The sequence below is a fragment of the Yoonia sp. 72 genome (assembly GCF_034652275.1).
In the GTDB taxonomy this organism is placed as follows: domain Bacteria; phylum Pseudomonadota; class Alphaproteobacteria; order Rhodobacterales; family Rhodobacteraceae; genus Yoonia.
The window spans coordinates 735,902-758,707 of sequence record NZ_JAXIWG010000002.1 but is presented as its reverse complement, the minus strand read 5'-3'; the positions used below and the strand labels follow the sequence as shown (position 1 = coordinate 758,707).

Below are 22,806 nucleotides of genomic sequence, written 5' to 3'. Positions count from 1 at the left end.
CGTCGAAAAATTTTGTGCCTCAGCCGACCTTCAACACGATCTTGCCAATATGCGCGCTGCTTTCCATCCGCGCATGGGCAGCGGCGGCATCGGCCAAGGCAAATTCCTGATCCATGACAGGGCGCACACGGCCCGCAGCAATGAGCGGCCAGACATGCTGGCGCAAGTCTTGCGCAATCCGCGCCTTGGCAAGGTCGGATTGCGGGCGCAGCGTCGATCCGGTGATCGTCAAACGGCGGGTCATCATCTGGACAAGGTTCAATTCCACTTTCGGCCCTTGCAGAAATGCAATCTGGACCAGCCGCCCGTCATCGGCCAAAGCCGCGATATTGCGCTGGATATACGGGCCGCCGACCATGTCGAGGATCAGATCGGCGCCGCCCACCTCTTTCATTTTTTCAACAAAGTCGGCGTCGCGGTAGTTGAACGCGGCCTCTGCGCCCAGTGCCACGCAAGCCGCGCATTTATCATCCGATCCGGCGGTGGTGAACACCCGCGCGCCAAAGACATGCGCCAGCTGGATCGCCGTTGTGCCGATGCCGGAACTGCCGCCATGGACCAGAAACCGCTCGCCCGCCTGCAAACCACCGCGCATAAAGACATTGGACCAGACGGTGAAAAACGTCTCGGGCAGACAGGCTGCCTGCGCCAATGTCAGACCAGCGGGCACCGGCAGGCAATGCGCGGCGGGGGTTGCAACATAGCCCGCATAGCCGCCACCGGGCAGCAGGGCGCAGACGCGGTCACCGATCTTCCAATCGGTCACACCCGCGCCAACAGCCGCGATTTCGCCCGCAGCCTCCAACCCCGGCAGGTCGCTCGCACCGGCAGGCGGGTTGTAAAGCCCCGCGCGCTGCAAGGCATCGGGGCGGTTCACACCCGCATAGGCGACCTTGAAGACGACCTGATCGTGGGCCGGTTCCGGCATGGGCCGTTCCGTCAGGGCCAGCACCTCTGGCCCGCCCGCCTGCGTAATCTCGATGGCCTGCATCATGTCGGGTCGCGCCAGACGCCCGGCAGGTCAGGGTCCACGTCGCGGCGGGGTGCCTTGATGCCCGCCATCAGTTTGCCCAGCGGGACGGTCAGCGGTTTCAGAAGGGCATTGTCGCGCACCTGCGCCTTGACCTTTTCAAACTGCATCACGTCGTCGATCCGCCGGTCGATGAAGGCATCCGTCGCCTGCCCGCCCAGCGAATCGTCACCCAGCCAGTAGAGCACGACCGAGGCATAGACACCCGACAGGGTCAGCCGCTTGGTATACCAGTTCGCATCGTCAGAGGTATCGCCAAGGGCCGTCCAGATCTGGTCCGCCGTGCCCCAGATCAGCCGCGCACCATCGGCAGCCATGTGCGGCAAGGCAAACAGGGCTGTGCCACGGCGCACCGCCTCTTTGTCGGGGATCGCACGGATGCGCAGGCGGATGGCATGGGCGACCTTGTCGCGAAACCGCATGCCCGTCAGGTCAGCCGCATGCAGCGCGGCCACCATCGCCTGATCGCCCTGTTCATGAAACGCGATGGCCAGATCAATCGCACCACGCGGGCAGAGCGTACGGGCCAATGCGGGATCAACGCCACTGTCGGCGATGGCCGCGTCAAAGGCGACAGGCGCCCAGCCGTCAAAGGCCACATGCGGCACAATGGCATCCAGCAACTGCTGCTTGACGGGGTCGAGGGGTGTCTGCGTCATCGTCTGGCCTCCTGTTCGCGGGCATACTGGACAAACTAGTCCATCTTTGCTAGACGGCCAACTCCTGCAATTTTGCAAATCCAACTTAGAGAGGTGGTGAAAACCACATGCAGGTAAGTGTTCGTGATAACAACGTCGATCAGGCGTTGCGTGCTCTGAAGAAAAAGCTTCAGCGTGAAGGCGTTTTTCGTGAAATGAAGCTCAAGCAGCATTTCGAGAAGCCGTCGATCCGCAAAGCCCGTGAAAAGGCCGAAGCGATCCGCCGTCAGCGCAAGCTGGCCCGGAAGAAACTGCAACGCGAAGGCATGCTGTAAAGCATCCCCGATCGTTGAAACGATTGACCCCCGATTGCGCAAGCAGCGGGGGTTTTTTGTTTTGGGGGGCCAATATCACCAGCCTAGAAACTGGATGCCGCTGACAAGAAGAAACACGCCAAAAGCGACCATCGTTGCCCCGAATAGCCAGACGTTCCAGAAGACCGGATATTTGACCCATGGCGCATGCGGATTGACGCAAACCTGCAGGCGCGTCATCTCTTCGCTGCCCCACATCGCGCGAACTGCATGGGAATAAGTCTGATTGCCTATCCTGTAAGTGTATCTTGCACTTTTTTCACCGTCCCAGGTGCCGCGATACGGGCCGACACGCGCCACAACCTTTGGCCATGAAAGATACGCGATCACCCGCGGCACCAAGACTCCGATACCCAGCAAAAGAAACAAGGCCGCGGCAAAATCGGTCGGTGTCAAAATCGAGATCAGGTCAGGTTTTGCCAGCGGCACCGCAAACAGCAGCGCAAGCCCGTAAAGGAGGTACTCTAAGATCTTGAGCCCGTATTTCGTAATCATGCGTCACTGTCCGGTTTTAGCCAAAGACCGCCCCATACGACATCTCATGACGTCTTTTTGCAACGAAAATGTAACCGCGTTGGCAAAGTGATCTGCCACAAGTTCGCGCCACTGGTTGCCGAAGACTCAGCTTCTCAACTGGCGAATGCCTAGTGCTGTTCCGGCACCAGAATCTCGCGCTTGCCGACGTGGTTAGCCGCGCTGACGACGCCTTCCTCTTCCATCTGCTCGACCAGACGCGCTGCCTTGTTATAGCCGATGGCCAGTTTGCGCTGGATGTAGCTGGTGGAACATTTGCGGTCCTTGATGACGATGGCGACCGCCGTGTCATAAAGCGCGTTTTCCAGATCGGACCCGTCGCCCAGACCCAGCACCAGATCAATGCTGCTTTCCTGATCATCGGACGGCCCCTCGACCACACCGGACATATAGGCGGGTGGACCGAAGCCCTTGAGGTGGTTCACGATCTCCTCGACCTCTTCATCGCTGACAAAGGGACCGTGGACGCGCATGATCTTGGACCCGCCCGCCATGTAAAGCATGTCCCCCATACCGAGCAGTTGTTCGGCGCCCATTTCACCCAGGATCGTGCGGCTGTCGATTTTCGACGTCACCTGAAACGAGATGCGTGTGGGAAAGTTCGCCTTGATCGTGCCAGTGATGACATCGACCGACGGGCGTTGTGTGGCCATGATCAGGTGGATACCGGACGCCCGCGCCATCTGTGCAAGTCGCTGGATGCAGGCCTCGATTTCCTTGCCCGCCACCATCATCAGATCGGCCATCTCGTCCACGATGACGACGATATAGGGCAGGACTTCGGGCTGGAATTCCTCGGTCTCGAAGATCGGATCGCCGGTTTCGTCGTCAAAGCCTGTCTGCACGGTGCGGCTGAACATCTCGCCTTTGCCCAGCGCTTCCTTCACGCGGCCATTGAAGCCGTCGATATTGCGCACGCCCATCTTGGACATCTTGCGATAGCGTTCTTCCATCTCGCCCACGACCCATTTGAGCGCGACAACCGCCTTTTTCGGATCGGTCACAACGGGGGACAGCAGATGCGGAATGCCGTCATAGACGCTGAGTTCCAGCATCTTGGGGTCGATCATGATCATCCGGCATTCCTGCGGCGTCAGCTTGTAGAGCAGCGACAGGATCATCGTGTTGATGGCCACGGATTTCCCCGACCCCGTGGTCCCCGCGATCAGCAGGTGAGGCATCTTTGCAAGGTTTGCGATGATCGGTTCGCCGCCGATATCCTTGCCCAGCGCCAGCGGCAGTTTCTGGTTGCCGTCGCCGAAATCGCGGTGCGACAGGATCTCGCGCAGCACGACCTTTTCACGGTTCTCATTGGGCAGTTCGATCCCAATGACCGACCGGCCGGGCACGGTGGACACACGCGCCGACAGCGCCGACATCGACCGCGCAATGTCATCAGCCAGACCGATCACGCGGCTGGCCTTGAGGCCCGGTGCGGGTTCAAGCTCGTACATGGTCACGACAGGGCCAGGGCGCACGGCGACGATGTCACCCTTCACGCCGTAATCATCCAGCACGCTTTCCAGCATGCGGGCGTTTTCGCTAAGCGCTTCGTCGCTCAGATGGTGGCGCGTGATCTCGATCGGATTGGTCAAAAGCGACAGCGGCGGGCGTTCGTAATCGGCATAGGGATCGTCGAATTTCAGCGCGGGCTGCGCCTCGGCCACGGCCTGCCGCGATGGTTGCACCGGGCGTTTGGGCGGGTGCTGCACGACGGCGCGGGGTTCCATCACAGGTGGCGCAGGCGGGATCGTCACCTGCGGGATCGGCCTGTGCGGTGTCGCCATATAGGGCGCGTCGCCCTCGTCCTCGTCATCCTCGACCAAAGTCTCTTCCTGCTGCGGCTCTGGTGTGACCAGCGGCGGATAGGGCGTATAGACCAGCGGTTTCGGGCCGCGCCCTGCGGTCAGCGACGGCTCGATCCGCACACCCGTCGGCGAGGGTGGCGCGGCACGGCTACGGATGGCATCAGCGATGCGTGCGCTGACACGGGCGGTGTCCGGCGCGGTATCGGTATCGGTCAGGCGCGGTTCGCGCGTGACAAGCTCTGGCTCCGGCATGGGATCGTTGCGGCGCAACAGGCCGGACAGGAAACCGCCAGTCGCGGTCGCAGGCTCTGGCGCGACATGGCGCACAGGAGCGGCGAGCGGTGGCGGTGCCGCAGGGATATGGCGGGCGGTGACAGGGGGTTCGTCATCCTCCATCACGGGGCGCGCGCGCAGAACAGCGGCAGCACGCAGGCGGCTTTCGAAATCGGGCGCGACGACAGGCTGCGGCCTGCGGACGGGTTCATCGGACACATAGGGGTCATCGAACATCTTGGGCTGCGCGCGCCGGGCCTGCACGGCGGCACTGGCCGCCTGCGCGCCTTGGGCCGACAGGGCAGCACCCTTGCCGATCATACGCATCAGGAAATCATAGATTAGCACGGTCCCCAGCATGACGAACCGCAATCCCTTGCGCAGTTCGGGACGGGTGAACCCCAGAAGGAAGGTCAGCAACGCCACCATCAGGACGGCTGCCAAGAATGACAAGAGCTTGACCCCGAACACGGTGCCGAACGGCAGGACCGTCAGCAGCACGCCCAGCACGGTATCGCCGAACAAACCGCCCATGCCAAAATTGGCAGGCCAGTCTTGCGACGGCGCCAGTGTGGCCGCATAGACCGATGCCACGACGACACCGACAGGGGCGAACATCGCACGCCCGATCACCCGTTCCTGCCCGTAGTGGAACACGAAGCGCGCGCCCGCCGCGATCAGCGTCGCGGCAATGATCCACGACCCCAAGCCGATCACCATCATCAGGGGCGCTGCAATCGACGCACCGAAATGCCCCAGCCAGTTCTGCACCGGCGCGTCGGTCGCGGAAATCCAGCTTGGATCGTCCGGCGAATAGGTCCCGATCACGACAGAGAACAAGGCACCCGTCACGATCAGCGCAAGACCCACCAGCTCGCGGCTGCGTTTTTCCAACGCGGCCTGCGTGGTGCTGTCGAAAAGCGGGTCGCGCTGACGGGACTGGTAAGATGCCATCTGGTATCTCCTATGTGTACAGACAGTCGCGGATCAGTGTCAGACCGCGCTGCATTTCTTGTGTCGGGGCCACCAGAGCGACCCTGATATAGCCGTGGCCGGGGTTCTCGCCCGCGACATCGCGGCTCAGATACGCCCCCGGCAGAACCCGCACGCCGGTTTGCTGCCAAAGCGTGACCGCCGCCGCCTCGCCATCAGGCACCGGCAGCCAGAGGAAGAACCCCGCCTGCGGCGACTGGTAACCGGACACATGGCCAAGGATCTCGTCGGCGATCTCGTATTTGCGGTGATATAGCGCGCGGTTTTCCACCACATGCGCTTCATCCGCCCAGACCGCCGCCGCGACCGATTGCAACGGGCCAGCCAAAGGAGCGCCCGCAAAGGCGCGCAACTGGCGCAACCGTGCGACGGATTTCGCGCCACCCGCTGCAAACCCGCAGCGCAAGCCGGGCAGGTTCGACCGCTTCGACAGGGATTGGAAAATCAGCACGCGGTCTGGGTCAGCACCCATCGCTGCCGCCACTTCCAACGCACCGGGCGGCGGCCCATCGCGGTAGATCTCGGAATAGCATTCGTCGGCGAAGATCATGAAATCATGCTTTTCCGCCAGCCCGATCAGATCGCGCCAGTAGGTTTCAGACGCCACAGCGCCCTGCGGGTTGGCAGGCGAGCAGATATAGGCAATCGCCGTGCGGTCCAGCGTTTCGGCAGGCAGGCTTGCGAAATCTGGCAGATGGCCGGTTGCGGATGTCGCGGCGACATAGACAGGCTCCGCCCCGACCGACATCGCGGCGACGCCATAGACCGGATAAAACGGATTGGGCATCAGCACCACGGGCCGCTTTCCGTTCTTGATCTCGGGGCACAGCGCCATCGCAGCGTTGTAAAGCCCCTCGCGCGTACCGTTCAGCGCGATGATGCGGTCGGTCGGCACATCCAGCCCATAACGGCGCTGCAGGAACCCCGCCATCGCCTCCAGCAGATCGGTCTGACCTTCGTTGCTTGGATAGCTGTTGAACCCGCCGAGATGCTGTTCCAGCAACGGCCCGACAAAGGCCGGAAAGGCATGGCGCGGCTCGCCGATCGTCATGTTGATGACGTCGGTAGCTTGGGTGGGCACGTCCAAAAGCGCACGCAGGCGTGGCCAAGTCGCAACCGGAAGGTCCGAAAACCGCGCGGGAAAATCCATAACTGCCTCAATTCGCGGGATCATTTCGCCCCGCTTTGACATCAAACTAACGTAGCAAAGGCGCTTGTGTCCAGAACTAGCCTTGCAGGAACCGGAATTTGTGGCTTTTCAGACGGCTTCTGCCCATCGTTCGAGCCCAAATATCCCCGCCGGAGGCCAGAATCTTTTATCCCAACACCCGCGATGCCGCTGCTGCCAGCCGCAGCAGGCGCGCCTCGGTTCCGGTCTGCCCGTTGAACATGATCCCGCAGGACGGCACACCCGTGGGCAGGGTGATGGAACAGACATCCAGCAGGTTCGCTACGCGCGTATTGCGCAGGGCGAGCAGGTTTTCAGATTTGTAATAGGCATCGTCCGTCAGCAACCGTTGAGCATCGGGCGGCAAAAGCGGCGCGGTGGGCATGATCACCGCGTCGAACGCTGCGGTCTCGGCGGCATATTCCTTGCGGATCCGGCGCAACAAGTTCCAGCCTGCCACGAAATCGGGGCCGGATACGGTTTTGCCGCCGCGCACACGTTCCAGGATCTGGGGAAACATCTTTTCAGGATGCGCCTCGACCAGATCACGCCACCAGCCATAGCTTTCGGCGGCATAAAGGTTGCCCGCGACATTGAACGCATCGAAAAGCTGCGAAAAATAGCGGTGTTCGATCTGCGCACCCGCCGCCTGCAATTTTGCCACGCTGGCCTCGAACGCCACGCGGGGCGCGTCGCGCACATCCTCGGGTACGATGGTATCGAGCACCATCAACCGCATGCCCGTCAGGTCGGCGCCACCCAGATCGACGGGCCGCGACCCTTCCAGCACGGCCAGCAAAAGTGCCGCATCCTCGACCGAGCGGCAGAGCGGGCCAACCGTGTCGAAGGTCAGGCAGAGCGGCACGACACCTTCCAGCGACAGCCGCCCATGGCTGGTTTTCAGCCCCACAAGGTCGTTCCACGCCGCCGGGATCCGCACCGACCCGCCGGTATCCGTGCCGATTCCCGCCGCTGCCAAGCCGAACGCGACGGACGCCGCCGCCCCCGATGACGACCCGCCTGCCACGGCATTTGCGTCATTCACACAAGGCGGCGTGGCGGTGATCGGGTTCAGGCCCAGCCCGGAAAAGGCGATTTCGGACATATGGGTCTTGCCAAGACAGACCAGCCCCGCCGCCGTGGCGGTTTCCAGCACTTTCGCATCGCGTTCCGGCACACGGCCTGCCATCAGGGCGGTGCCTGCCTCGGTCGCGATACCAGCGCTATCGAAGAGGTCTTTCCACGACACTGGCACACCGTCCAAAGGTCCACGCCGGAAACCCGATGCCGCGCGTTCGCTTGCCGCCTTCGCCTCGGCGCGCGCGCGGTCATGCGTGACGCGCGCATAGATCCGGTCGCGGTATTCATGCGCGTCGATGGCGGCAAGGTAGACCTCGGTCAGCGCCACGGGGTCAATCGCCCCCGCCGCAATCCCGCGCCCCAAATCCGCAGCCGTCATCCAGCGCCAGTCCTGCATGTGTCATTCTCCTGTTTGGCGCGACCGTAGCGGCGCCAAGGCGCATGGACAATCCCGCGCAAGCGCCCATATTGCGGCTTATGAAAACAGATATCCTTATCGTGGGCGGCGGGCTGAACGGCCCGGCCTTGGCATTGGCGGCAGCACAGGCAGGGTTCACCGTGACGGTGATCGACAGCCAGACCCTGCCAGTCCACAAAGACCCCGCCTTTGACGGGCGCAGCTATGCGCTGGCACTGACCTCTGCACGGCTGCTCCGCGGCATCGGCATCTGGCCCGAGATCGCCGCCCATGCGCAGCCAATGCTGGAAATCAAGGTCACCGACGGGCGCGCGGGCGAAGGCCCCAGCCCGTGGATGATGCATTTCGACCATGCCGAGATCGAGGAAGGCCCGATGGGCTATCTGGTCGAGGACCGGCACCTGCGCCGCGCTTTCCTTGATGCGATGGCGGCGGACGACCGGATCACCCATCTGGCGGGTCAAACTGTTGTGGCGCAATCGGTCACAGCGGGTGGCGTGCAGGTCACGCTGGCCAGTGGCGAGGTGCTGGACGCACAGCTGCTGGTCGGATCGGACGGGCGCAAATCCGGCACCGCCGAACGCGCGGGTATCAAGCGCACCGGCTGGGATTACGGTCAGACCGCCGTCGTCTGCGCCGTCGCCCATGACAAGCCGCATGGCGGGATCGCGCATCAGTTCTTCATGCCCGCAGGTCCGCTTGCGATCCTGCCGCTGACGGAAAACCGGTCCTCCATCGTCTGGAGCGAGCGGCGCGCCCGCGCGCAGGAGCTGGTCGCGATGGACGACGAGACGTTCCTCGCGGCGCTGAAACCCGCGTTCGGCAGCTTCCTTGGCAATATCCACCTGACCGGCGCGCGCTTCAGCTATCCGCTGAACCTGACGCTGGCCAATAGCCTGATTGCCGACCGCGTGGCGCTGGTGGGCGACGCGGCCCACGGTATCCACCCGATTGCGGGCCAAGGGCTGAACGCCGGTCTGCGCGATGTCGCAGCGCTTGCCGATGTGCTGGCAACCGCCCGCAGCCGGGGCGAGGATATCGGCAGCGCCCAGACCTTGCAGCGCTATCAGGAATGGCGGCGGTTCGACACGGCGACGCTGGCGCTGGCGACCGACACGTTTAACCGGTTATTTTCCAACGATAACCCCCTGATCCGCGCCGCCCGCGATATCGGCATGGGACTGGTCAACAGCGCCCCCCGCCTGCGCCGCGGCTTCATGCGGCAGGCGGCGGGGCTGAACGGCGATTTGCCACGGTTGATGCAGGGATAGGTCTCTGGCTACGCCATGTCCGGTTTCGCCCTGACTGCGATGCACCGGGTCTGGCGACAGGCGCGCGATGATGATCGCGGCGTCACCCCCGCCAGATCGCCTCGTAATGATCCATGATCTCGCCCAACCGCTCTGGCCCGAAGCTCGGGTCGTGGCCGCCGTGGACCAGTATGATGTCCAGCGCGCGCAGTTTGGCGAAAGTGTCGAGATAATCCGGCACCGACATGCCGGGCCCGTCATAGATCAGCGGTCCGTCATAGATCGCGTCGCCTGCAAACAGGACACCCGTCGCGCGTTCATATAATCCGATGCCGCCCGGCGAATGGCCGGGCAGGTGGATGATCTCGTACAGGTGGTCGCCCAGATCGACGGTGTCGCCTTCTTCCAGCAAACCCGTCGCAGGCGCGCCGCGCAAGACATATGACCGCGGATCATAGCCCGCATAGGGCAGCGCGTCGATCAGCACCTCGTCCAAGGGCGGATAGCCTGCATCAAGGAAGGTCTGGATCAGCCGCGCGGGCATGTCGTCCCGGTAAAGCGATTTGAGGCCGGAGGGCGCTGCCATCTCGTCCGCTTCTGTGGGATGCACCAGACGGGTGTCGAATTCATGCACCCCGCCGATATGGTCGATATGGGTGTGGGAGGACACGCAGATGATGTCCTTTTCCGGATCGGCGCGGAGCGTGTCAAGGAACGGGCGCAACGGCACGATCCCCATGCCGGTATCAAGGATCATGTCGCGGTCGCGGCCCTGCACCAGAAACATATTGGCCTGTTCCAGCACATGGACATGGCGTTCGAGGATCAGGGTCACATCGGGGCCGACCTGTTTGGCGGTGAACCAGTTATCGGCGACGGGAAGCTGCATGTCAGCGGACTTTCATCAAGGGGCGGGATTCAGTGCCGCCGGTAAACAGCGGCGCATGCCAGACAAAACTGTCATTGGCACGGGCCAGAACGGGTTTGCCCATGGCAAAAGGGTCGGTGGCCAGTTCGGCAATACCATGTGTGCCGTCCCACGTGCCAAGCGCGTAGAAGCTGGTGAATGTATCCCGCACGGTCCGGTTCATTGGCGCGGGTCCGATGCCCAGCAGAAAACGGTCCTTGCTTTCCACCAGCACGCCGGTCATGTCGCCCCACGCGATGCGATGCCCGCGCATCGGGGCGGTGGATTGGGCCAGCCACGCCTCGCGATAGTCGGCATGCACGCCATCCTCGATCAGGACGTCACCGTCGAACCACATCGCGCCCACATCGGGGCGGGCCAAAGCGCCTTGCCAGTTGATCGCGCGGTGCCATGTGCATTGGCCATCCGTGACGGTGATTTCGCCCGCGAAACCCTCGACCCGCAGCAGGGATTGCAGCGTGGCTGCGTCCAGATCGGCAAGGCAGCCCCCTTGCAGCGCAGGCAGATCGGCAGGCACCCGCAGATCGGCGAACAAGGCCCCCGCCTGCAACCAATGCACGCGGGTTGTTGTATCCTCGAAATCCGGCGCCCTGATCCAGTCGCGCCGCCAGTGGCCTTGCAGATCGGCGGTCGTTATCACGCAGCGGCCACCTGCAACCGGCCCAGTTCAGCGGTGATCTGGTCGGCGGTCACGACAGCGCCCGTCTGCAGATATTCCATCGCTTTTAGCGACGCCTCATGCGCATCCGTCGATGACCCGCCGACGCAATCGCCGACGACGCGGCAATAGTAATCGCCCTGATGCCCGTCCGCGAAAGTGTAATGCACGCAGACATCCGTCAGCCCGCCGATCAGGATCAGCGTCTGCGCCTTCAGCCCTTTCAGCAGAATTTCCAGCTCGGTCCCGTAAAACGCGGAATAGCGGCGTTTGTGGATGAAGTAGTCACCGGGCTGGCGGCCCATTTCCTCGAACGCGACGGGGGTGCCGGGTTCGCCGTCCATGCAATGCACATCCTCGGTCCCGTCCAGTTCGCGGCCATAATCCACCATGTCGCGGCGGTGGATTTCCTGAATGAACACAACCGGAATACCTGCGTCATGGGCGGCATCCACGACGCGGCGCGCGCGTTCCATATTGGCGCGGTAGCCGGGCATGACGGGGATGCCCGCCTTGTAATCCATAAAAGCGGATTTCTGGATATCGACGACGATCAGCACAGGCTGGCCGACAAGCATGGGTTGGCGTGGCATTGTGAAACCTCCTTTAATTGCGGGATTGATCCGCGCCCATCAGACGCGGCAGATCGCCCCAACGGGCGACGGCGGAAAAGACAGCGATAGAGACAGTGATGAAGAGTACGGCCGCCACCGCCATCGTGGGGGTGTAGCCGTTGCGCAGCGAGTTGAAGATTTGCAGCGTCACGGTCGCATAGGCCGAGGCCGAGACGAAGAACATCACGATGAATTCGTTGAAGCTGAGCACCAGCGCAAAAAAGAACCCCGAGATCGAATAGGGCAAGGTCTGCGGCAGGATCACGGTGCGGAATGTCACCACCTCGGTCGCGCCCATGGTGGCGGCGGCGTCCAGATGCGCGCGGTCGATGGACTGCAACCCAATCGAGATGGTCACCAACGGCAGCGCCAGAAACAGCGTTGCATGGCTGACGATGCCCACCCAGATCGCCCCCAGACTGCCGACGAAGGCCCACATGAACCCCAGCCCCACACCAAAGACGATGGGCGGCAGCGCGAAAGGTAGCGACCCCAGCCCCGCCAGCACCTTGGACGCCTTGCTGCCCTTGGCCCAGAGCAGATAGGCCAGCGGCCATGCGAGCAACACCGCCAGTGTTGCCGACCCGAAAGCCACGATCAGCGAATTGCGCAAGGCGCGCACCCAGATGGTTTCGGTGATGAAGAATTCGACGAAGCGCGCAAAATTGGGGTCCTCGGGCGGGAACAGCATAGTGCGTCCGCCGTTCAACGACGCCCCCGCCACCACGATGATCGGCAAGGCCAGCACCAGCCCCGACAGCGCCATGAAGATATGGCCGAATGTGCGGCGCATCAGCGGGCCTCCGATCGTTTGGTCAGGAATTGCGCCAGCACCAGAAACAGCGCCGCCGTGACCAGCAGGACCACCGCCTGCGCCGCCCCAAAGGGCGCGTCCAGCGTCGCGCCCCGCACGCTTTCATAAACGGCGACGGCGGTCGTCTGCTTGGCAGGTTCGGCGAAAACGACGACGGTGACATAGCTGCCCAGCAGAAAGACGAACAACAAGAGCGTCGACCCGATCAGCGGCAGTTTCACCGTGGGCAGGATCACCGATGTCATCACTTTTGTCGGCCCTGCGCCCATGGTGCGCGCGGCCTCGGTCAGGCTGGGGTCAAGGCGCGACAGGGCGGGATAAAGCAGGATCACCGCATAGGGCCAGACCAGATAGGACATGGTCAGGATCGTCGCGAATTCGGATGTCTTGAATTTCACATTGCGCGGATTGGCGAGGCCCCATTCGCGCAGCACCTCGAACCAGCCCGTGCGTTTCAGCCAGTCGGTAGCACCCGACACCTCGAACAGCATCGGCAGGCCGGAACGGTTGGACAAAAGCACATCCCAGCCCATGACGATGAACACTTCGGACAGCGACAAGCTGGCAAGGATGAACACCAGCCAACAGCTTTGCGCGCGCCGTGACTGGCGGGTCAGCAGATAGGTGAACGGAAACGCCGTGGCGACCGCGAGCACAGATGCGATGACGGCATAGTAAAGCGCGTAATAGAGCCGTTGCAGATGCAGGAACGTCACCTCGTCGGGCCACAGGGCGCCCACGAAAAACCGCTGGTAATTGGCAAGGGTGAAATCCCATTCCCAGCCAGCACCTTCGATCTTTTGACCAAAGGAAATGACGATCACCAGAATGAAGGGCGTGACAGCCAGAAACAGGATCAGCGCGCCCAGCGCCCATGTCCCCCACGGCCTGCGCATCTGCGGCACCGGAGCGGTCATCTCCGCCTTGGTGCTGTCCACGGCGGTCATGCGGCGACCTGATCCGCGATGCGCGGAAAGACGTGGATCGCCTCTGCAGGCAGGGCGACGGCGACGGTATCACCGATGCGCAAAGGCTGGCCGCTGTCGCTGTCGGTCACGATCATCGGACCAATGGGCGTGTCCAGATGGATGTCGCGCACCGGACCCACGTCGCGCACGAATGTCACCTTGGCAGGCAGACGGTTCGCCGCACCTGCCAGCGCCGCCTTTTCAGGGCGGATCGCAATGCGCACGGGTGATCCGTCGATGAAATTCGCACGCGGCGAGATCTGCAGCAGATGCGTCCCCAGCCGGACATTGCCGCCCTCGGTGACGCCGTCAAAGAAATTCGCCTTGCCGATGAAATCCGCGACAAAGGCGTTTTCGGGCTGGTGATAGATCGCCTGTGGCGTGCCCACCTGTTCGACGCGGCCTTGTGACATGACGACGATCTGGTCGGCCATCGTCATCGCCTCGTGCTGGTCATGGGTGACGACGATTGTGGTGATGCCCAGACGCTGCTGCAATTGGCGCAACTCTACCTGCATATCCTCGCGCAGTTTGGCATCCAGCGCGGACATCGGCTCGTCCAGCAGGAACACATCGGGTTCCTGCGCCAAGGCCCGCGCGATGGCGACGCGCTGGCGCTGGCCGCCCGACAATTCCCCGATCCGGCGGTCGGCAAAGGCGGACAATTGCACAAGGTCCAGCAATTCACGCGCGCGTGCCGCTGCCTGCCCGCGCGGTGTGCCCGCGATGGTCAGCGCATAGCTGACATTGTCGCTGACGTTCAGATGCGGGAACAGCGCGAAAGACTGGAACACCATCCCGAATTTGCGTTTATGCGCAGGCAGGCGCGTGATGTCTTGCCCGCGCAAGGAAATCGACCCGGCCGATGGGTCCTCCAGCCCCGCGATCATCCGCAAGAGCGTGGTCTTGCCGCAGCCCGACGGCCCCAGAAGGGCCGTCAAAGCGCCATCGGCGAAATCAAGGCTGACGTTATCGACCGCCCTGACATCGCCATAGGCCTTGCGGATGTATTTCAGGCTGAGGCCGGCCATGGCCGTCACGCCCCCGCAAGCATGCGGTCCCACGATTCCTTGATGAAGGTTTCCTTGTCGAGGTAAGCCTCGTAAGCGGGCCGGATCACGGGGCTGCCGGACACCGAAGCAAACTCCTCGGCCGTCAGGTCCGTGATGGATGCGTCCACCAGCGGAGCCGTGCCGATCATCCGCGACATCAGCGCCTGTGTGGACGGCTGCGAGGTGAAGTTGATGAATTCCGCCGCTTCCGCGCCCTTGTCGGACAGCGACGACAGACACCACGATCCGTAATCCTGCGGATTGCCCTCTTTCGGGAAAATCGACTGGATCGGGAAACCGTCGGCGGCCATCAGCTGCGCCACATCGTGATAATACTGCCCGCCAATGACATCGCCGTTCTTCATCGACTGTTCCATCTGGCTTTCGGCGGTCCACCACAGCGCCACATTGGGCTTCAGCTCGGCGGCCTTTTCGATCAAGGCGACGATGCCGTCCTCGGTGGCAAAAGTGGCCTCGCCTTCAAAGAAGGTCGCGGCGATGATGTCGAGAAGTTGCGAATTATAGTTCTTGGACAGGCCGAGGCTGGCCTCATAAAGCGAGCTGTCCCAGAAATCGGCCCAGCTTGCAGGCGCGCTGACCTCGTTGGGGTTGATGACCATGGCGCTGAACCACGACAGTGCACCCACACCGATCGGGCCTGTGCCATCCTCGAAAATGAAATAGCCATCCAGATTAGACGCATCCGGGATTGCCGCCATGTCGAGAGGCGAGATCAACCCGCCCAAACGGCTGGCTTTAATCATCGTGTCGCGCGCATAAAGCGACAGATCCGTCGGCACCGTGCCTGCGGCGGTCGCCTGCTGCATCGTGACCAGCCAGTCGGTGGAATTGGGCTGCGTGACGCTTTCGACCTCGATCCCTGTCGCGGCGGTGAAGGCGGGGAACACATGTTCCTTGAAGCTGTTTTCGAAATAGCCGCCGTAGGATGCGACCTTGAGACTGCGGGTCTGCGCAATCAGCGGCGTGCCAATGACGCTGCTGGCCAGCGCAAGGCCGCCCGCGCTGGCACCGGATTTCAGCAGACTGCGACGGTTCATGGTGTAACGAGACATTGGCTTTCCCCTGATAATATGACTGATCTAATGACGCCGGGCGCAACAAGCCGCCCCATGCCACCCAGCAGGCCAAAGCCGTGACGATCCTGTCAATGCCGCGTAGCAGCAAAGCCATGCCGCACCTGCATTAGCGCGAAATGCAGGCAGTCTTGACCAAAGGTTAACAAAAAACAGGCATGCCGCCTAAGGCTGGGTCGCAGAGGCGCAGCGCTCTTGCCCGGTGCAGGCAGGATACAGAACGGTAGGGACAACCGTTTTCAAAGGGAGTCGTTTCAATGTCCGATACCGACCAGCACGCCTTGACCATCGCCGAAGCCAACCTGCCCGTGATCGACCTTGGCGGTCTGACCTCGGGCGATCCCGCGCAAAAGGCCGCGGTCGCCCGCGCGCTCGGGGATGCCGCGCGCACATCCGGGTTCTTTTATATCCGCAACCACGGGATCGATCAGGCGCTGATCGACGCGGCCTTTGCCGCATCCAAACAGTTCCACGACCTGCCGCGCCGCGAAAAGATGAAATACTGGTCGGGTTTCACCACCCACCATCGCGGCTATGTCCCGCTGGAGGAAAACGGCGCGAGCTTTCCCAAGCAGATCAATTTCAACGAAGCCTGGGACATGTCGTTCGAAGCCCCTGCCGACCATCCCGATTACCTGGCGGGCTGGCGGATGACGGGGCCGAATATCTGGCCCGCCCTGCCCGGCTGGAAAGACACGGTCAGCACCTATTATAACGAGATCTTCGCCCTTGGCCTGCGCCTGCTGGATGCGCTGGCGCTGGAGCTTGGCGTCGATCCGGCAGAGTTGTTGCAGCACATCACCTGCCCTACGTCGCAGCTGCGCCTGCTGCGCTATGTCCCCAACGACATGCCCGCCAACAAGGATGTGGTCGGGATCGCGTCGCATTCGGATTTCGAATGTTTCACGATCCTGATGCAGGGCGGCCCCGGTCTGCAGGTGATGAATGCCGACGACGACTGGATCGAGGCACCACCCCTGCCCGGCTGTTTTGTCGTCAACATCGGCGATATCTTCGAGACATGGTCCGGCGGCCAGTTCAAATCCACCCAGCACCGCGTCAACAATATCGGGCGCGAACGCTATTCGATGCCTTTGTTCTTCGGGCTGGATTATCACAGCATCGTCGAACCGCTGGCGCAATTCCGCACGCCGGAAACCATTGCGAAATATCCGCCTATCAAGGCGGGCGAACATCTGATGCGGATGACGGTCAATGCCTTCCGCTATATGGCCGATGCACGCGCCAAGGGAGAATTCAGCACCGATTACGAAGTCCCCGACGAAAACCCCTTCAAACGCGAGGCACGGGTGCTGGTCGCCGAATGACCCCGCATCCCGATTTTGCGGGGCTGGATGTGCCCGAGGTGCTGCCGCTTGGCCCCTATGTCCTGACCATGCTGACAGGGGCCGATGTGGACGAGGATTTCACCGCCGTCATGGCATCGGCCGCCGTGCTGCGCGGGTTCTTTGCACCCGGTTGGCCCGATGATCTGACATATGCCTATGACCTGACCGACCTGCATTGGCACCACCGCGAATTCACGGCGCGGCGGTCCTTTGCATGGATCATCCGCGACGGCGCGGGGGCCTATCTGGGCTGCGCCTATCTGTTCCCCGACGTCGCAACCACTGGGCGGGGCGAGGCCGTGTTCTGGTTCACCGACACGCCGGACCGCCTGTCCCATATCGCGGCCTTCGGCCCGCTCTACCTCGACTGGTGGGCGGGGCGACTGCCGCAAGGGTATGATCTGCGGCTGTCGCATAATGCCCATCTGGGGCGCTAGAACTTTCAGGCCTCCGGTGGGGATATTTGGGCTCGAACGATGTCAGAGGCTCGCGATATAGGCGCGCCAGCCGCCGAAGTGGGTGATGTCCTTGGCTGTGGTGAGGGCATGAGGTTCGCAGAGGAAACCTGACACGGCACTGCCATCGGCCAGCGTCAGTTTCCCGATGCCCAAAGGGGCGGGAATCGCGGTGACGAAACGGCCAAAGGCAGCATCCGGCAGCGCCCAGATTTCCACCTTGATCGCGGCCCCGTCCGCCGCGCGCACCAGCCCCGGTTTCGCTGGCACAGTGCCGTCGAGCGCGTAGAGCCTGTAGGCGGGTTCTGTCGTCGTCTCGCGCAGCAAGCGCCCGCCCGCGTCGGTCAGTTGGTGATTGAGCGGCATCCCCGTCAGATGCGCACCGACGACGGCGATGGGGATCATGCCTTTGGGTATGGCGGTTGAGTCGAGCGGCGGGATCGCTGCGGCCGTGTCGCGGCCCATGCCGCAGGCGGCGGATTGGTGAAGGGCGGCGGCGAAAGGTGCAAGGCCGTCATCGCTGAAGGCGGGGCCGATCAGGGTAACGCCACCGGGCAAACCATGCGCCGTGATCCCCGCAGGCACGGCGATGGCGGCATAGCCAAGAAGGTTCGCGAAATTGGTGTAGCGCCCGAAATGGCTGTTCTTGGTGACCGGATCAGCCAGCATGTCGGCGACCGTGTAGGTGGTGGGTGATGTGGGCAGCAGAAGAAGATCGACCGCCTCCCAGACAGGGGCGACCTGCGCGCGCAGCTCTTCCAGCCGGTAGCGTCCGTTGAACGCATCGACCGCGCTGTAGCGGCCCGCGGCGCCGATGATCGCGCCCACGGTCGGGTCAAAATCGGCAGCATTGGTGGCGTAGAAATCTTCGACCGCCGCGAGCCGTTCTGCGACCCAAGGGCCGTCATAGAGCAGCGCCGCCGCTTCGCGGAAAGGGGCATAGTCGAAGGGCACGATGGTGGCGCCCAACGCCTCGGCCCGTGCGATGGCGGCGTCGTAGAGCGCCTCGAAACTGGCATTGCCGTAGAATTCACGCTCGGACCCCGCCAGCACGCCGATGCGCGGCTTGGGCCGGATGCCGAAAGGTTGCGCTGCGCGGGTGAAACCGTCACCCGGATCGACGCCCTCCATCACCGCGCGCACGGCGATGCCGTCGGCAACGCACCCGGCAAAGACCGTGACCACATCGACGCTGCGGCAGGCGGGCACGACGCCGGTGTTGGGCACCAGCCCCGGTGTCGGCTTGATCCCCACAAGGTTGTTGAACGCCGCAGGCACACGGCCTGATCCGGCGGTATCGGTGCCCAGCCCGAAGCTCGCAAGGCCAGAGGCCACCGCGACCGCCGACCCCGACGACGACCCGCCAGAGACGTAATCCGCGTTGAACACCGACCGTGGCGCACCAAAGGGCGAGCGGGTGCCGTTCAGACCTGTCGCGAATTGGTCAAGGTTGGTCTTGCCCACCAGCAAGGCCCCCGCCGCCCGCAGCCGCGCGATCACGGTGGCATCAGCCTTGGGGTCATAGGCATAGGCCGGGCAGCCCGCCGTGGTCGGCAGGCCCGCCACGTCGATATTGTCCTTGGCCACGTAAGGAATACCCCACAGCGGCAGATCGCGCGGGCCTGCCATCAGATCGCGCGCGGCGGCGCGCAGGGCGTCATCGGCCACCGGCAGAATAAAGATTGCGGGGTCGGAGGCCGCATGGCGGCGCGTGATGATCTCCTCCGCCAGATCAAGCGGGGTCGCGCCATTGGCATAGGCCGCGCGGACAGCCTCTATCGTCAGGATTTCGGGGAACATCAGTCAGTCTCCAGTATTGCTATCACTTGGCCTGCGCGCAGGGTCTTTCCCGGTGCGGCGACGCATGCGCGCAGGATGCCCGCCGCAGGGGCCAGCACGCGGATTTCCATTTTCATCGATTCCACAATCGCCACCGTATCACCTGCCGCCACATGGTCGCCGATGGCAGCGGTGTATTTCCACAGATTGCCGGGGATGCTGCTTTCCACACCCACATGACCCGCCGCGATGTCGGAGGTTGCGGGTTCCGGCCCGCCATCCTCGCTGACGAAACTGTCCAGCCCAAGGGCTTTCCAGCGGGCGCGTTCCGCCTCGAACGCGGCCTGCTGGCGGGTCTTGAAGGCGGTGATGCTGCCTGCCTCGGCTTGTTGCGCAGCCTTGTGGTCGGCCCAGCGAAAGGTCGTTTCCTCGATTTTCACGTCATAGCCACCGTGGGGGAAGGCCGCGCGCGCCTCGGTCAACTCCTCATGCGAGACGGGGAAGAACCGGATCTGGTCGAAGAAGCGCAAGAGCCACGGCTGGTCGGCAAAGGCCGCCGTGCGCCGCCACGTGTTCCAGATCTGGATCGTGCGCCCGAACAGCTGATACCCCCCCGGCCCTTCCATCCCGTAGATACACATATAGGCTCCGCCAATGCCCACGGCGTTTTCGGGGGTCCAAGTGCGGGCGGGGTTGTATTTCGTGGTCACCAAGCGGTGGCGCGGATCAATCGGCGTGGCGACGGGGGCGCCGAGATAGACATCGCCCAGACCCAGCACCAGATAGCTCGCGTCATGGACGATTTTATGGACAGCCTCCTCATCCGGCAGGCCGTTGATCCGGCGGATGAAGTCGATATTCGACGGACACCACGGCGCATCAGGGCGCACGAGGTCCTGGTAGCGGGTCATGGCCAGCACGGCGTCGGGGTCGTTCCATGACAGCGGCAGGTGCACGATGCGCGATGGCACGGTCACCTCCTCGGCGGCGGGCAAGTTGCGTTCGATCTCGGCCAAGGCGTCCAGCAGCTTGCCGCGCTTCAGCTTGGTGCTGTCATAGTGGATTTGCAGCGACCGGATGCCGGGGGTCACGTCGATCAGTGGCAGGCCTGCGTCCTGCACTGCCTGCATCAGCAGATGCACGCGCAGGCGCAGTTCGATATCAAGCGTCATGTCGCCATATTCGACCAGCAGGTTGTCATCGCCCTGACGGCGGTAGACCACGGGCACGGGTCCGTCAGGATCACCCCCCAGAACGGGCGATCCGGCACCAATGACCGCAGGACCAGCGACAGGGTCGACAGCGCGGGCGGCGGGGACGAACCGCACCCGATCACCGGGGCGCAGCTGGCCCATCTTCCACAGATCGTCGTTTGCAATCACGGCAGGACAGACGAAACCGCCAAGGCTCGGCCCGTCGGGGCCAAGGATGATCGGCATGTCGCCGGTGAAGTCGATTGCGCCCACGGCATAGGCATTGTCATGCAGGTTGGACGGGTGCAACCCTGCCTCGCCCCCGTCGGCGCGCGCCCATTTCGGCGCGGGTCCGGTCAGACGCACGCCGGTGCGGTCGGAGTTGAAATGCACCTCATAGGCGGTGGCAAACAGGGTGGCGATATCGCCGTCCTGAAAGAAGTCAGGCGCGCCATGCGGGCCGTAGATCACCGCGATTTCCCAGTCCTGCGTCAGATCGGCGGGTTCAAACGGTTGCGGATCGCCAACAGGCGCATGGGCCAGCGCCAGCACATCGCCAGTGCGCAGGGTGCCGGTGGCATGGCCGCCGAACTGCCCCAGCGCGAAACAGGCGCGCGAGCCCAGAACCTGCGGTGCGGCAAACCCACCCGCAACAGCGAGATAGGCGCGCTGGCCTGCGCCGGTGATGGCACCAATCGCCAGCACGCTGCCTGCAGGGACGTCAACGACCGGACCGACCGGCACACCATCCAGCGTCATCGCCATCTGCGCGCCCGCCAAAGCCACGCGCGCGGCACTGGCAAAGCGCAGGGTCGGGCCGTTGACAGTCAGTTCCAGTGCGGCGGTGTCGGGATGGTTGCCCAGCGCGCGGTTGGCATTGCGAAAGCTGCGCGCATCCATTGGTCCCGAGGGCGGGACACCCACATGCCACAGGCCCAGACGGCCGGGCAGTTCCTGCAGGCTGGATTGTGCGCCGGGGGCCAGCACCTCGATCACCTGCGGATCAAAGGCAAAGCTGTTCAGCGCCGTTGTGGTCACCTGACCCGAGGCGAGGAGGTCCGACCCCGCAATCGCACGCAGATAGCGCAGGTTGGTTTCCACCCCGCCGATCCGCGTCGCATCCAGCGCCTGTTGCAGCGCGGTGATCGCGGCATCGCGGGTGTCGCCATGCACGATGATCTTGGCCAGCATCGGGTCATAGAAGGGGGTCACATCGCTGCCCGCCTCGATCCAGCTGTCGATCCGGGCATTGGCGGGGAATGTGACCTCGGTCAGCCGCCCCGCCGCAGGGCGGAAATTGGCATGGGGGATTTCGGCGTAAAGGCGGGCTTCGATCGCGGCCCCTTGCGGGCTGGGTGCGGTCGTGGGCAGCAGCAATTCGCCCGCCGCCTGCCGCACCATCCATTCCACCAGATCGATGCCGCAGACAGCCTCGGTCACCGGATGTTCGACCTGCAGGCGGGTGTTCACCTCGAGGAAAAAGAAATCCTGCCGCACGGGGTCATAGATGAATTCGACTGTTCCGGCAGAGGCGTAGGACACAGAGGCACACAGATCGACCGCCGCCTTGTGCAGCGCGCGGCGCACCGCGTCGGACAGACCGGGGGCGGGTGTTTCCTCGATCACCTTCTGGTTGCGGCGTTGCAGCGAACAATCACGTTCGCCCAAGGCCAGCACGTGACCTTTGCCGTCGCCGAAAACCTGCACCTCGACATGGCGGGCCTGTGCCACGAAGCGTTCCAGAAACACCCGCGCATCGCCGAAACTGGCGGTCGCGGTGCGCTGCACGGCGGCGAAAGCATCGCGCAGGGCGGTCTCGTCCGCGCAAAGCTGCATGCCGATCCCGCCGCCACCAGCGGTGCTTTTCAGCATGACGGGATAGCCGATTTCGCGTGCTGCCAGCACGGCGGCATCGACATCGGCCAACAGATCGGTGCCGGGCAACAGCGGCACGCCCGCCTTGCGCGCCAGATCGCGGGCGGTGTGTTTGGCACCGAAATCGCGTAGATGCGCAGGATCCGGGCCGATAAAGGTGATCCCTTCCGCCGCCAGCCGTTCGGCAAAGCCCACGTTTTCAGACAAAAACCCGTAACCCGGATGCACGGCCTGCGCGCCGGTTTGCCGGCAGGCAGCAATCACGGCATCCACATCGAGATAGCTTTGCGCGACAGGCGCAGGCCCCAGACGCACCGCCTCATCCGCCAGACGCACATGGCGCGCGAAACGGTCGGCGTCGGACCAGACGGCGACGCTGGCAATCCCCATCCGCCGCAATGTCGCGATAACACGCACGGCGATTTCGCCGCGATTGGCGACCAGAACTTTGTCAAACATGG

The 22,806-nt window shown here is 63.3% G+C and carries 19 protein-coding genes; 4 read left to right on the top strand and 15 right to left on the bottom strand.

The window, feature by feature from the left end:
* Nucleotides 1-19: 19 nt before the first annotated feature.
* Nucleotides 20-994 carry an NAD(P)H-quinone oxidoreductase gene (locus tag VCK47_RS12190; RefSeq protein WP_322890586.1) on the bottom strand — a complete coding sequence of 325 codons (975 nt, stop codon included), beginning with the start codon at nt 992-994 and terminating at the stop codon, nt 20-22.
* A complete protein-coding gene (locus VCK47_RS12185) occupies nt 991-1,689 on the bottom strand; it encodes a COQ9 family protein (protein ID WP_322890587.1) in 699 nt (232 codons plus the stop codon). Before VCK47_RS12185 ends, VCK47_RS12190 begins: the two co-directional genes overlap by 4 nt.
* A gap of 107 nt (nt 1,690-1,796) precedes the next feature.
* Between VCK47_RS12185 and rpsU the strand changes: the two genes are divergently transcribed.
* Nucleotides 1,797-2,003: a 30S ribosomal protein S21 gene (gene rpsU, locus VCK47_RS12180; protein WP_007206547.1), complete on the top strand. Its 207-nt coding sequence runs from the start codon at nt 1,797-1,799 to the stop codon at nt 2,001-2,003.
* Nucleotides 2,004-2,078: 75 nt separating this feature from the next.
* On the opposite strand, the gene VCK47_RS12175 is transcribed toward rpsU, so the two are convergent.
* From VCK47_RS12175 to VCK47_RS12160, 4 genes are all read right to left on the bottom strand, one after another.
* Complete coding sequence (locus VCK47_RS12175) at nt 2,079-2,537, bottom strand: hypothetical protein (protein WP_322890588.1); 459 nt, start codon at nt 2,535-2,537, stop codon at nt 2,079-2,081.
* Nucleotides 2,538-2,686: 149 nt separating this feature from the next.
* Nucleotides 2,687-5,611, bottom strand: coding sequence for a DNA translocase FtsK (locus VCK47_RS12170; protein ID WP_322890589.1), 2,925 nt, complete (start codon nt 5,609-5,611; stop codon nt 2,687-2,689).
* 10 nt (nt 5,612-5,621) lie between these two features.
* Nucleotides 5,622-6,800 carry an aminotransferase class I/II-fold pyridoxal phosphate-dependent enzyme gene (locus VCK47_RS12165; protein WP_322890702.1) on the bottom strand — a complete coding sequence of 393 codons (1,179 nt, stop codon included), beginning with the start codon at nt 6,798-6,800 and terminating at the stop codon, nt 5,622-5,624.
* A 166-nt stretch (nt 6,801-6,966) separates the two neighbouring features.
* Nucleotides 6,967-8,295 (bottom strand): amidase, encoded by a 1,329-nt coding sequence (locus VCK47_RS12160; RefSeq protein ID WP_322890590.1) that lies wholly within the window; start codon nt 8,293-8,295, stop codon nt 6,967-6,969.
* Between the two features lie 44 nt (nt 8,296-8,339).
* Between VCK47_RS12160 and VCK47_RS12155 the strand changes: the two genes are divergently transcribed.
* Complete coding sequence (locus VCK47_RS12155; RefSeq protein WP_322890591.1) at nt 8,340-9,587, top strand: UbiH/UbiF/VisC/COQ6 family ubiquinone biosynthesis hydroxylase; 1,248 nt, start codon at nt 8,340-8,342, stop codon at nt 9,585-9,587.
* Nucleotides 9,588-9,669: 82 nt separating this feature from the next.
* Here the strand turns inward: VCK47_RS12155 and VCK47_RS12150 are convergent, their stop codons facing one another.
* Genes VCK47_RS12150 through VCK47_RS12120 form a run of 7 tightly spaced genes read right to left on the bottom strand, consistent with a single transcriptional unit; the run spans nt 9,670 to nt 15,673 of the window.
* Nucleotides 9,670-10,455 (bottom strand): MBL fold metallo-hydrolase, encoded by a 786-nt coding sequence (locus VCK47_RS12150; protein ID WP_322890592.1) that lies wholly within the window; start codon nt 10,453-10,455, stop codon nt 9,670-9,672.
* A 1-nt stretch (nt 10,456) separates the two neighbouring features.
* Nucleotides 10,457-11,134, bottom strand: a complete 678-nt coding sequence (locus VCK47_RS12145) for a hypothetical protein (protein WP_322890593.1) — start codon at nt 11,132-11,134, stop codon at nt 10,457-10,459.
* Nucleotides 11,131-11,745, bottom strand: coding sequence for a cysteine hydrolase (locus VCK47_RS12140; protein WP_322890594.1), 615 nt, complete (start codon nt 11,743-11,745; stop codon nt 11,131-11,133). The genes VCK47_RS12145 and VCK47_RS12140 overlap by 4 nt, the downstream gene beginning before the upstream one ends.
* A 13-nt stretch (nt 11,746-11,758) precedes the next feature.
* The gene (locus VCK47_RS12135) at nt 11,759-12,559 is read right to left on the bottom strand and encodes an ABC transporter permease (protein ID WP_322890595.1); all 801 of its coding nucleotides are present in this window, start codon (nt 12,557-12,559) and stop codon (nt 11,759-11,761) included.
* Complete coding sequence (locus VCK47_RS12130) at nt 12,559-13,527, bottom strand: ABC transporter permease (protein ID WP_322890596.1); 969 nt, start codon at nt 13,525-13,527, stop codon at nt 12,559-12,561. Before VCK47_RS12130 ends, VCK47_RS12135 begins: the two co-directional genes overlap by 1 nt.
* Nucleotides 13,524-14,579 carry an ABC transporter ATP-binding protein gene (locus tag VCK47_RS12125; RefSeq protein WP_322890597.1) on the bottom strand — a complete coding sequence of 352 codons (1,056 nt, stop codon included), beginning with the start codon at nt 14,577-14,579 and terminating at the stop codon, nt 13,524-13,526. Before VCK47_RS12125 ends, VCK47_RS12130 begins: the two co-directional genes overlap by 4 nt.
* Before the next feature lie 5 nt (nt 14,580-14,584).
* Entirely contained in the window at nt 14,585-15,673 is a 1,089-nt protein-coding gene (locus tag VCK47_RS12120; RefSeq protein WP_322890598.1) for an ABC transporter substrate-binding protein, read from the bottom strand.
* Between the two features lie 278 nt (nt 15,674-15,951).
* Between VCK47_RS12120 and VCK47_RS12115 the strand changes: the two genes are divergently transcribed.
* Nucleotides 15,952-17,022: an isopenicillin N synthase family dioxygenase gene (locus VCK47_RS12115; protein ID WP_322890599.1), complete on the top strand. Its 1,071-nt coding sequence runs from the start codon at nt 15,952-15,954 to the stop codon at nt 17,020-17,022.
* On the top strand, nt 17,019-17,480 hold the full coding sequence (locus tag VCK47_RS12110) for a hypothetical protein (RefSeq protein ID WP_322890600.1): 462 nt from the start codon (nt 17,019-17,021) through the stop codon (nt 17,478-17,480). Before VCK47_RS12115 ends, VCK47_RS12110 begins: the two co-directional genes overlap by 4 nt.
* A gap of 42 nt (nt 17,481-17,522) precedes the next feature.
* On the opposite strand, the gene atzF is transcribed toward VCK47_RS12110, so the two are convergent.
* Nucleotides 17,523-19,298: an allophanate hydrolase gene (atzF, locus tag VCK47_RS12105; protein WP_322890601.1), complete on the bottom strand. Its 1,776-nt coding sequence runs from the start codon at nt 19,296-19,298 to the stop codon at nt 17,523-17,525.
* Nucleotides 19,298-22,804, bottom strand: coding sequence for a 5-oxoprolinase/urea amidolyase family protein (locus tag VCK47_RS12100; RefSeq protein ID WP_322890602.1), 3,507 nt, complete (start codon nt 22,802-22,804; stop codon nt 19,298-19,300). Before VCK47_RS12100 ends, atzF begins: the two co-directional genes overlap by 1 nt.
* Between the last annotated feature and the right edge of the window lie 2 nt (nt 22,805-22,806).

Coding starts and splice junctions, on each gene's coding strand:
- VCK47_RS12190 (WP_322890586.1), bottom strand. CDS start 994: ATGATGCAGGCCATCGAGATTACGCAGGCGGGCGGGCCAGAGGTGCTG.
- VCK47_RS12185 (WP_322890587.1), bottom strand. CDS start 1,689: ATGACGCAGACACCCCTCGACCCCGTCAAGCAGCAGTTGCTGGATGCC.
- rpsU (WP_007206547.1), top strand. CDS start 1,797: ATGCAGGTAAGTGTTCGTGATAACAACGTCGATCAGGCGTTGCGTGCT.
- VCK47_RS12175 (WP_322890588.1), bottom strand. CDS start 2,537: ATGATTACGAAATACGGGCTCAAGATCTTAGAGTACCTCCTTTACGGG.
- VCK47_RS12170 (WP_322890589.1), bottom strand. CDS start 5,611: ATGGCATCTTACCAGTCCCGTCAGCGCGACCCGCTTTTCGACAGCACC.
- VCK47_RS12165 (WP_322890702.1), bottom strand. CDS start 6,800: ATGGATTTTCCCGCGCGGTTTTCGGACCTTCCGGTTGCGACTTGGCCA.
- VCK47_RS12160 (WP_322890590.1), bottom strand. CDS start 8,295: ATGCAGGACTGGCGCTGGATGACGGCTGCGGATTTGGGGCGCGGGATT.
- VCK47_RS12155 (WP_322890591.1), top strand. CDS start 8,340: ATGGACAATCCCGCGCAAGCGCCCATATTGCGGCTTATGAAAACAGAT.
- VCK47_RS12150 (WP_322890592.1), bottom strand. CDS start 10,455: ATGCAGCTTCCCGTCGCCGATAACTGGTTCACCGCCAAACAGGTCGGC.
- VCK47_RS12140 (WP_322890594.1), bottom strand. CDS start 11,745: ATGCCACGCCAACCCATGCTTGTCGGCCAGCCTGTGCTGATCGTCGTC.
- VCK47_RS12135 (WP_322890595.1), bottom strand. CDS start 12,559: ATGCGCCGCACATTCGGCCATATCTTCATGGCGCTGTCGGGGCTGGTG.
- VCK47_RS12130 (WP_322890596.1), bottom strand. CDS start 13,527: ATGACCGCCGTGGACAGCACCAAGGCGGAGATGACCGCTCCGGTGCCG.
- VCK47_RS12125 (WP_322890597.1), bottom strand. CDS start 14,579: ATGGCCGGCCTCAGCCTGAAATACATCCGCAAGGCCTATGGCGATGTC.
- VCK47_RS12120 (WP_322890598.1), bottom strand. CDS start 15,673: ATGTCTCGTTACACCATGAACCGTCGCAGTCTGCTGAAATCCGGTGCC.
- VCK47_RS12115 (WP_322890599.1), top strand. CDS start 15,952: ATGTCCGATACCGACCAGCACGCCTTGACCATCGCCGAAGCCAACCTG.
- VCK47_RS12110 (WP_322890600.1), top strand. CDS start 17,019: ATGACCCCGCATCCCGATTTTGCGGGGCTGGATGTGCCCGAGGTGCTG.
- atzF (WP_322890601.1), bottom strand. CDS start 19,298: ATGTTCCCCGAAATCCTGACGATAGAGGCTGTCCGCGCGGCCTATGCC.
- VCK47_RS12100 (WP_322890602.1), bottom strand. CDS start 22,804: ATGTTTGACAAAGTTCTGGTCGCCAATCGCGGCGAAATCGCCGTGCGT.